General features: G+C 61.3%; 8 protein-coding genes and 1 pseudogene (1 of these 9 running past the window's edge). 7 read left to right on the top strand and 2 right to left on the bottom strand.

Annotated features, from left to right (window positions below):
• A pseudogene (locus Mhypo_RS14800) lies at window positions 1-424 on the bottom strand (PEGA domain-containing protein); the annotation flags it as partial.
• A gap of 164 nt (window positions 425-588) precedes the next feature.
• Between Mhypo_RS14800 and Mhypo_RS14795 the strand changes: the two are divergent.
• Entirely contained in the window at window positions 589-1,365 is a 777-nt protein-coding gene (locus tag Mhypo_RS14795) for a fumarylacetoacetate hydrolase family protein (RefSeq protein WP_119342051.1), read from the top strand.
• Window positions 1,366-1,473: 108 nt separating this feature from the next.
• A complete protein-coding gene (locus tag Mhypo_RS14790) occupies window positions 1,474-2,679 on the top strand; it encodes a potassium/proton antiporter (RefSeq protein ID WP_240637274.1) in 1,206 nt (401 codons plus the stop codon).
• Window positions 2,680-2,684: 5 nt separating this feature from the next.
• Here Mhypo_RS14790 and Mhypo_RS14785 read toward each other — a convergent pair whose 3' ends face one another.
• A complete protein-coding gene (locus Mhypo_RS14785) occupies window positions 2,685-4,205 on the bottom strand; it encodes an Rqc2 family fibronectin-binding protein (protein ID WP_119342050.1) in 1,521 nt (506 codons plus the stop codon).
• 628 nt (window positions 4,206-4,833) lie between these two features.
• On the opposite strand from Mhypo_RS14785, the gene Mhypo_RS14775 reads away from it, so the two are divergent.
• The 5 genes in view from Mhypo_RS14775 to Mhypo_RS14755 are tightly spaced (each overlapping or abutting the next) and all read left to right on the top strand, a layout consistent with a single transcriptional unit that may run on beyond the window.
• Entirely contained in the window at window positions 4,834-5,499 is a 666-nt protein-coding gene (locus Mhypo_RS14775; protein ID WP_119342049.1) for an N-6 DNA methylase, read from the top strand.
• Window positions 5,496-6,644, top strand: coding sequence for an ImmA/IrrE family metallo-endopeptidase (locus tag Mhypo_RS14770; RefSeq protein ID WP_119342048.1), 1,149 nt, complete (start codon window positions 5,496-5,498; stop codon window positions 6,642-6,644). Before Mhypo_RS14775 ends, Mhypo_RS14770 begins: the two co-directional genes overlap by 4 nt.
• Window positions 6,641-7,135: a DUF4411 family protein gene (locus tag Mhypo_RS14765; protein WP_119342047.1), complete on the top strand. Its 495-nt coding sequence runs from the start codon at window positions 6,641-6,643 to the stop codon at window positions 7,133-7,135. Before Mhypo_RS14770 ends, Mhypo_RS14765 begins: the two co-directional genes overlap by 4 nt.
• Window positions 7,135-8,784 (top strand): Eco57I restriction-modification methylase domain-containing protein, encoded by a 1,650-nt coding sequence (locus Mhypo_RS14760; protein WP_206074935.1) that lies wholly within the window; start codon window positions 7,135-7,137, stop codon window positions 8,782-8,784. The genes Mhypo_RS14765 and Mhypo_RS14760 overlap by 1 nt, the downstream gene beginning before the upstream one ends.
• On the top strand, window positions 8,777-8,809 hold the 5' end (the start) of the coding sequence (locus Mhypo_RS14755) for a DEAD/DEAH box helicase (protein WP_119342045.1). It continues 2,532 nt past the right edge of the window; 33 of the gene's 2,565 nt are visible here — the first part of the coding sequence; it begins with the start codon at window positions 8,777-8,779; its stop codon lies off the right edge, out of view. Before Mhypo_RS14760 ends, Mhypo_RS14755 begins: the two co-directional genes overlap by 8 nt.

Genomic DNA, 8,809 nt, shown 5'->3' with positions numbered 1-8,809 from the left:
CTGCTGGGGTGGGTTCGGGGGTGGTGGGGGTTGCAGTAGGTGGCATGGCCGGGTTGGTGCGGAAATTGTTGAGCGGATCGGGAATGGCACCGGAGGTCAGCAGGTTGGGGCTGCTGCTGCTCAAGAGTGCAATGCTGCCAAAGCCGGTGAGTGCCAGCAAAACGGCCAGGGCTGTGATCCAGCCGGCCAGCCGGCTCCTGAGGTTGAGTAGCGCCCAGACCAGCAGCAACACCCCCAGCACGCCCAGCCCCCAGAAGACCGAGACGCCGTACTGATGGTGCAGCCAGGCCCCGCCCAGGCCAAACAAGCCCAGTACCAGACCGAAGCCCACCCAGGCCAGTCCGCCGCGCTGCAGGCGGGTGAGCCCCCAGACTAATATCAGCACCCCCAGAATGCCCAAAATCCAGAGCAAAAGTGCGTTCATGTACACTCCTTTCCCATTCTTATCTCGACAAAGCCGAACTCGAGGCGACCCAATGTAGACTTTAGCACCCCGGCCCGCGCGTCTTGAATGGCCATTGGACAGGCCACCAGGTAAGCCAAACGTCCCAAGGCAGGGGAGATGCACAACGGTATACTTGAGCCACTATGAAGATTGTACGTTTTGGCGCTGGTCAATGGGGGGTTCTGGAAGGCGAGACGATCCACGAAACCGACGGCCCGGCGGGCAACCCCACGGGCCGGCACTTTGACCTTGGCGGGGTCACCCTGCTGGCCCCGGCCACACCCAGCAAGATTGTGTGCGTAGGGCGCAACTACCTCGACCACATCCGCGAAATGGGCCACGATTTTGGCGGTGACCTTCCCAAAGAGCCGGGGCTGTTCCTCAAGGGGCCCAATACCCTGGCCCACCCGGCCAATCCGGCCCGCCCCGACCGCTCCGGCGATGTGGTGCCCTACCCCAGCTTCACCAACCTGCTGCACTACGAAGGGGAGTTGGCGGTGGTGATTGAGAGCCGCATGAAGAATGTGCCCGAGGACGAGGCCCTCGAGCACGTGCTGGGCTACACTTGCGCTCTGGACGTAACCGCCCGCGACAAACAAAAAACCGACCTGCAGTGGGTGCGGGCCAAGTCCGCCGACAAGTTTTGCCCCCTGGGGCCCTGGCTGGTTACCTCGCTTGACCCCCAGAACACCACCCTGCGCACTTATGTGAACGGGGAGCTGCGCCAGGAGGCCCACACCAGCCTGATGATCTTCCCGGTGGCTAAAATCCTCTCTTACATCAGCAGCTTCATGACCCTGGAGCCTGGCGATGTGGTACTGACCGGTACGCCTGAAGGGGTAGGCGAGCTCAAGCGCGGCGACCAGGTGGAAGTGGCCATCGAAGGCATTGGCGATCTGCACACCCGAATTGAGAACTGAGCCGCTGCTTGGCGCTGAGTTTGGCGGCATACTGAACCCCAGGGTGCCCCCTGAGCACCAGAAAATGCGCTGTCTGCCCAATAGAGCAGCCGGGTCATGGAGGTGTAGTTGCCAAAGGCCGAACTCATCCTGCTGGTTGTGAGCGTTTTGCTGCTCCTGAGCGTGCTGGCCACCAAGCTGGGTGGGCGGCTGGGGGTGCCGGGGCTCTTGTTGTTTCTGGCTATTGGAATGCTGGCCGGTAGTGACGGGCCGGGGGGTATCTGGTTTGACAACTACGCCCTGGCCCAGTTTGTGGGTACGGTGGCGCTGGTTTTTATTTTGTACTCCGGGGGGCTTTTTACCCGCTGGGGCACGGTGCGACCCATTCTGGGGCCGGGGCTTTCGCTGGCTTCTTTGGGTGTACTTATTACCATGCTGGCCACCGGTGCTTTTGCCTACTGGGTGCTCGATCTGCGCTGGCTCGAGGCCCTCTTGCTGGGGGCCATTGTCTCCAGCACCGATGCCAGCGCGGTGTTCGGCGTTTTGCGCGAGCGGGCGGTGCGTCTGCGCAAGCCGCTGCGACCTTTGCTCGAGTTCGAGTCGGGCACCAACGACCCCATGGCGGTTTTCCTGACGGTGGGCCTGACCCTGCTCCTGACCCAGCCTGAGATGAGCGGCTGGCAGATTCTGCCCCTGTTCGCCCAGCAGATGCTGCTGGGCCTGCTGCTCGGGTACGGGCTTGGGCGGGCCTCGGTCTGGCTGCTGCGTCACCTGCGGCTCAGCTTCGATGGGCTGTATGCAGTTCTTTCCATCACCCTGATGCTCCTGATCTTCTCGCTAACGGCGGTACTCGGCGGGAGCGGCTTCCTGGCCGCGTATGTGGCCGGGGTGGTGGTGGGCAACAGCGATTTTCCTCGCAAAACTGCTCTCCTCAGTTTCCATGAAGGCAACAGCTGGCTGATGGAGATTGGTATGTTCCTGACTTTGGGCCTGCTGGTGTTTCCTTCCCAACTGCCCTCGGTGGCCCCAAGTGCAATTCTGCTGGCCTTGTTCCTGATGCTGGTAGCCCGTCCGGTGGCGGTATGGCTCAGCCTGCCCACGCCCCGCTTCACCCGGAACGAGAAGGCCTTTATTGCCTGGGTGGGCCTGCGCGGAGCCATTCCTATTGTGCTGGCCACCTTTCCCTTGCTGGCCGGGGTAGAGGCCGCCCAGAAAATCTTCAACGTAACCTTTTTCGTGGTGCTCTTCTCGGTGCTGGTGCAGGGTACTACCCTGCCCCTGGCGGCCCGCTGGTTGCGCGTGCGTGCCGATGAAGAGCCCTCCGCTTCGCCCTGAAGCGCTTATCCTTCTGGCAGCGCTGCATCTACAAACAGGGTCTTGCCCTGGGTATAGAGCACCTGCCCCGGGGCCGCCTTGCGTGGCCGCCAGACGTGTTTTTTGGGGGTGTAGTCCACCGGTACGTTTGTCTCGCCCCTGGCCCTGGAGTGATAAGCCGCGAGCTGGGCGGCATAGAGCAAGTCGGGCAGGGCGGCGGGCTGTCCCTGGGTGCGCAGGATGACGTGCGAGCCGGGAAGGCCCTGGGCGTGGAACCACAGGTCTTCGGAGTGGGCCATGCGGGTCAGGAGATCGTTTTCCTTGCTGTTGCGGCCCACCCAAACCTCAAAACCGCCGGGGCTTCTGAAGCGTAGCCCTACCTGGGGGCCTTTGATCCGAATCTTGCGGTTTTGCTCCAGTAGCTCTGTGCGGGACAGATGCTCGAGCTGCCTTAGGGCGGCCTCGAGGTCGGCAATCTGGGCCTCGGTAGCAGGTATCAGCGCGAGGGCTTTTTCGGCGCTTCCCTCCAGGCGCTTAGCCCGCTCGTAATACTTGACAGCGTTCTGGATGGGGGAGAGCCCCTTTTCCAGCGGAATTTCGACGGGCTTACCAAAGAAGTCCGGAAGGCGCGCTACAGGCCCCGGCGGTAGGGTATGGCCGTAGGCCATCAGCAGGTCGCCCCACTGGCGCAAACGCTGGGCTTCCTCGAGCCGCTCTATGGCCCGCTGGTAGTCCTGTAAGCGGGCTTGCAGGGTTTTGATCTGCCGCTGGAGGGCCTCGCGCAATGGCTTGCGCGGGGCCTCGGTCTCTTCTTCCTCCCAGACCTGTCGTAGGTCTTCAGACAGGTGAGCCTGTCCACCGGGCTGCTCCACCAGCCTGTGGATAACCCTGTGGATAAGTGGTAGATGTTCGGGGTTCAGTACCGTCTGGGGGCTGATCTGGGCACGGCGCACCAGTTCGGCCCCCAGTTCCTTGCCCACCCCATCCAGGTGTTTGATGAGCTGGGCAAACGTCTGGCCCACGAACGAGGTGAGTTCCTCCGGCCGCAGGGTGCGTGGGTCCAGCTTCTGATAGGGCGGGGGCGGGGTGTAGGGCAGACCGGGCCGCAGCTCCCGGAAGCGGTTGATGGCGGACGTAACCGGGCGGTCAATGCCTAGAATCTGCCCCTCGAGGTCGCAGAGTATCAGGTTGGCATTGCGCCCGGTCAGCTCGAAGACCAGCCGGGTTGGGGCCACCTCCACAAAGCCCTTTTCTCCCTCGAACGCCAACACCACCACCCGGTCGAGCTTGATCTGCTCTAAGGCCAGAAGCCGCCCCTTGCAGCGCGCAGCCAGCAGCCGCTGAAAAGGGGTTCGGGCCTCGCCTTCCAGACGACCCGGCTCCACTGTGAAAATCGGATTAGGCGGGCGGTAGCGCAGCACCAGGTTGCCCACCCCCTCCAACAAAAGCGCTGCTGTCCCCTCGTCTGGAAAAGCCCAGCCCAGGCTGCGCAGAGGCAACTGCCCCGCCAGCTCGCGCACCACCGCATGAATCAGCAAACCTTCCATCCGGCCCTTCCACGGCCAAGTATAGGGGTTTGGCGAAGCTCCCCGAAGACAAACTTTAGGCTTTTATTCGCACTGCATGGAGGCCGTGCTGCAATTCCGCTGGAGAATTAAGCGACCCGGCCTGTGCAAGCCAACATCAAGCGCGTTTCAATTCCGTATGGCAGCAACAGAACCAGATGGTGAACCCCACGGGTATAGGCTAGTTTGGTCTGGATGTTCTTGGGTAGGGGGTTCTCAAGAACCACCTTGTACACAAAAAGCGAGGCTAACAGGGCCATATTCTGCGTTGATGCCGATACGCTCCGATTTACTGCCATATCGGTAAGGCAGGCCCTCGCCTCCCCAAGCCATTTGAATGTTTATTTTACCGTGTGGCCGGGTAAAATCGGTTATATATATTTAGATGTATGCCTGCTTGGTGCTCCGGGCTAAACTGCGAACCTGGGTTGCCTCGCGAACCGAGTTTAGAAAGGGGGAGGTTTTGAGTGAATAAAAAACCTCGAGGGTTTATCAGCATTCGCTACTTCGGTATAACTCCTCTCGAGAGGGTGATGTACCGCAGGTGCGGTATAACTACTAGTTAGCCCGCAGTGACCGAGTAGACGCACCGTCCGAAGCGGATCGCCCCATGAACTACGTCAAGTCCAAACAACGCGTTGCGGACCACGGGGAGGTTTTCACGCCGCCTTGGCTGGTGGAAGCAATGCTCGACCTCGTGAAGGCCGAGACGGAGCGCATCGACTCCCGCTTTCTGGAGCCGGCGTGCGGCAGCGGAAACTTTCTTGTGCGCGTCCTCCAACGGAAGCTTGCCGCGGTCGAACTCAAGTACGGCAAGAGCGAGTTTGGAAAGCGCCACTACGCGCTGTTCGCGCTGATGTGCTGTTACGGCATCGAACTGCTGGCGGACAATATCGCCGAGTGCCGCACGAACATGCTGGAGATCTTTACCGACTATCTGGACCTTGATGAGGCAGACGAGCTATATCGGGCCGCCTCCTACGTACTGTCGCAGAATCTTGTTCACGGCGATGCCCTGAAGATGCGCACGCACGACGATCAACCCATCACCTTTGCGGAGTGGGGTTACCTCGGCAAGGGCAAGTTCCAGCGCCGCGATTTCCGCCTCGACGTGCTCACCGGCTCCTCGGCCTTCAGCGCGCAAGGCTCGCTCTTCGCCCATCTCGGCAGGCATGAAATCTTCACGCCGACGAAAACCTACCCGCCGATGACGGTACGCGAACTGGCGGCCCTGGCCGCACCTGCAGCGGCATCCTTACCCATAGAGGAGGCATGAGCACCGTTGCCGCATCCATTCCCGTGTTGCGCTGGGCAGCGCAACGCGCGCATCTGGACGACGAAAGCCTCACGGCGCGCTTCAGGAAATGGCCCTTGTGGTTGCGCGGCGAAGCGCAGCCCACGCTGCGGCAACTCGAAGATTTCGCGCGCCTCACGCACACGGCCATCGGCTACTTCTTTCTGCCAGCACCGCCTCAGCTTTCGCTTCCGGTACCGGACTTCCGCACCCTGCGCGACGCAACGCTTGCAGAACCCAGCAGCGACTTGCTGGATACCCTTTACCTGTGTCAGCAGCGGCAGGACTGGTACCGCGAGCATGCCCGCATGCACGGCTTGCCGGCCTTGTCCTTCGTCGGCAGTGCCAGTGTCAAAGAAGCGCCCGAGGCCGTGGCGCAACGTCTGCGAGATTCTCTAGGCCTATCCACCGAAGCTCGTCGTCAGTTGCCCACCTGGACGGAAGCGCTGCGCCAGTTGATCGCCAAGGCCGAGGATGCCGGCGTGATAGTGATGGTGAGTTCCGTAGTGGGCAGCAACAGCCACCGCAAGCTGGACGTGGCCGAATTTCGCGGTTTTGCGCTGGCAGATGCACTCGCACCGCTGATCTTCCTGAACGGCGCCGACAGCAAGGCCGCGCAGATGTTTACGCTGGCGCATGAGCTGGCTCATGTGTGGCTGGGCGCCACGGGCATTTCCAACACGCAAGCGGGCGAGGTGCCCGAGCGGCACACCGAGCGCTGGTGCAACCAGGTGGCAGCGGAGCTACTGATGCCGATGGAATCGCTGCGCGCAGCATACGATCCACGCATGCCAGTGCCGGAAGAAATCCAACGGCTTGCGCACGAGTTCAAGGTCAGCACCCTGGTCGCCTTGCGTCGTCTGTTCGACGCCGGTTTCATCACGCAGGATGCGCTCTGGCAGCACTACCGCGAGGAGCAGGAACGCCTGCGCCGACTTCCGGAACGCGCGCCTGGCGGCGATTTCTATCGCTCCTTAAGCGCGCGTGTCAGCAAGCGCTTTGCCCGCGCCATCATCGCCAGCACCCTGGAAGGCCTCACCTCGTTTCCGGATGCCTTCCGCATGCTCGGTGTGCGCAAGACGGCGACCTTCTATGAGGCCGCGCGCGAACTGGGGGTGATGGCATGAGCTATCTGCTCGATGCCAACGTGTTCATGTCCGCCAAGAATCTGCACTATGGCCTGGATTTCTGCCCGGCCTTTTGGGAGTGGCTGGTGCACAAGGGCAACACCGGCACCGTATTCAGCATCGACAAGGTGGCCGATGAAATCGAAGCCGGTCAGGATGAGTTGACAGAATGGGCGCGGACCCGCGGCCAGCACCTTTTTCGACGGACGCCGCCTGCGCTGAGAGCACAGTTTGGGCAAGTCAGCACCTGGGCCACGAGCCAACACTACACCGCAGCGGCCATCAACGCGTTTTTTCAGGCCGCAGATTTCTATCTTATCGCCCATGCGCTGGCCGGCAATCATGTGATGGTGACCCATGAACATCCATCCAACTCGTCGAACCGGATCAAGATTCCTGACGCCTGCGTGGGACTGGGCGTGCGTTTCATGACGCCCTACCAGATGCTGCGCATCGAGCAGGCGCGTTTTGTGCTGGGAGCGCACCCGTGATGAGGCAAGCCCCCTTCCGTCTTCGCGGGCGCAATCCGGATGTGCTCACCTGCATCGCCAATCTTTCCAACGATGAGGTGTTCACCCCGCCGGAGCTTGCCAACCGCATGCTGGATACCTTGGCTGAGGCATGGGCGGCTGGCCATGGTGGGGCGAACCTGTGGGCCGATGCGAACGTGCGCTTTCTCGACCCCTGCGCCAAGTCGGGCGTGTTCCTGCGCGAGATCACCCGCCGGCTGGTGGAGGGGTTGAAGGATCAGATTCCCGACCTGCAGGAACGGGTGAATCACATCCTCACCAAGCAGGTGTTTGGCATCGGCATCACCCGGCTCACCGCGATGCTGGCGCGTCGCAGCGTGTATTGCAGCAAACACGCCAACGGGCCGCACTCCATCTGCAAGGCCTTTACCAGCGAGGATGGCAATATCTGGTTCGAGCGGGTGGAGCACACATGGGGCGAGACCAAGTGCGTGTATTGCGATGCGCCCAGGGCGATTCTGGAGCGTGGCGAAGAGTTGGAAAACTACGCCTATGCGTTCATCCACACCGACGACATCCGGGCCCGCATGAAGGAAATCTTTGGAGGCGACATGCAATTCGATGTGATTATTGGCAATCCGCCGTATCAGCTTGAAGACGGCGGCTATGGCAAAAGCGCGGCGCCGATCTATCACCTGTTCGTCGAGCAGGCGAAGAAGCTCGAACCACGCTATCTGTCCTTCGTGATCCCGTCCCGCTGGTTTGCCGGGGGAAAAGGCCTCGACGAGTTTCGGGAGTCCATGCTTCACGACGATCGCATCCGTTCCCTCGACGACTATCTCAGCGCGGCGGATGTGTTTCCCGGCGTGGGGCTCAAGGGGGGCGTGTGCTTTTTTCTCTGGGATCGGGATCACCCCGGCCCGTGCCGCGTCAGCACGCATTTCAAGGATTGGCCGGTCTCCACGGCCGTGCGGCCGCTGTTGGAGCCGGGTGTGGATGTATTCATCCGCTTCAACGAAGGGCTGTCGATCCTCAAAAAAGTCATCGCCATCGAAACCGGCCAGGCCGATACGCTGGCGCTGCCGGAGGAGAGACGCTTCGACAGACTGGTGAGTTCCCGGAAACCTTTTGGCTTTGAAACGACTTTCAAGGGGCGAAAGACCAAACGTTCTGGCGATGTGCTGATCTACCAGAATGGCGGCACGGGCTATGTCGCGCGCAATGACGTCGAGACGGGCGTCGAGCTCATCGACAAGTGGAAGATCTTCATTGGCCGAGCCGCGCCGGGCACGGGCAACCGCGACACTTATCCGCACAGAATCCTCAGCACCCCCTTCATCGGCGAGCCGGGCAGCATTTGCTCCGAAACCTATCTTTGCATCGGCCCGTTCGAAACCCGAGACGAGGCCGAAAGCGCCCTGTCATATCTCGCCTGCCGTCTGACCCGGCTGCTGGTGCTGTTGCACAAACCTTCGCAGGACACAACCCGCAAGGTCTATACCTTCGTGCCGACCCAGGAGTGGGACAGGCAGTGGACGGATGACGACCTCTACGTGAAATATCGGCTGGAGGACGGAGAAATTGCCTTCATCGAAAAGATCGTCCGCCCGATGGAGCTGACGCGCGACCTGTTCGATGAGGTATCCATAGACGAAGGCGACTATGCCTAGACCCATTGATCAGATTCTTGCCGAA

Source organism: Meiothermus hypogaeus (assembly GCF_003574035.1).
Taxonomy (GTDB): domain Bacteria; phylum Deinococcota; class Deinococci; order Deinococcales; family Thermaceae; genus Meiothermus; species Meiothermus hypogaeus.
The sequence above is the reverse complement of the archived record's forward strand: the minus strand, read 5'-3'. Positions and strand labels throughout refer to the sequence as shown.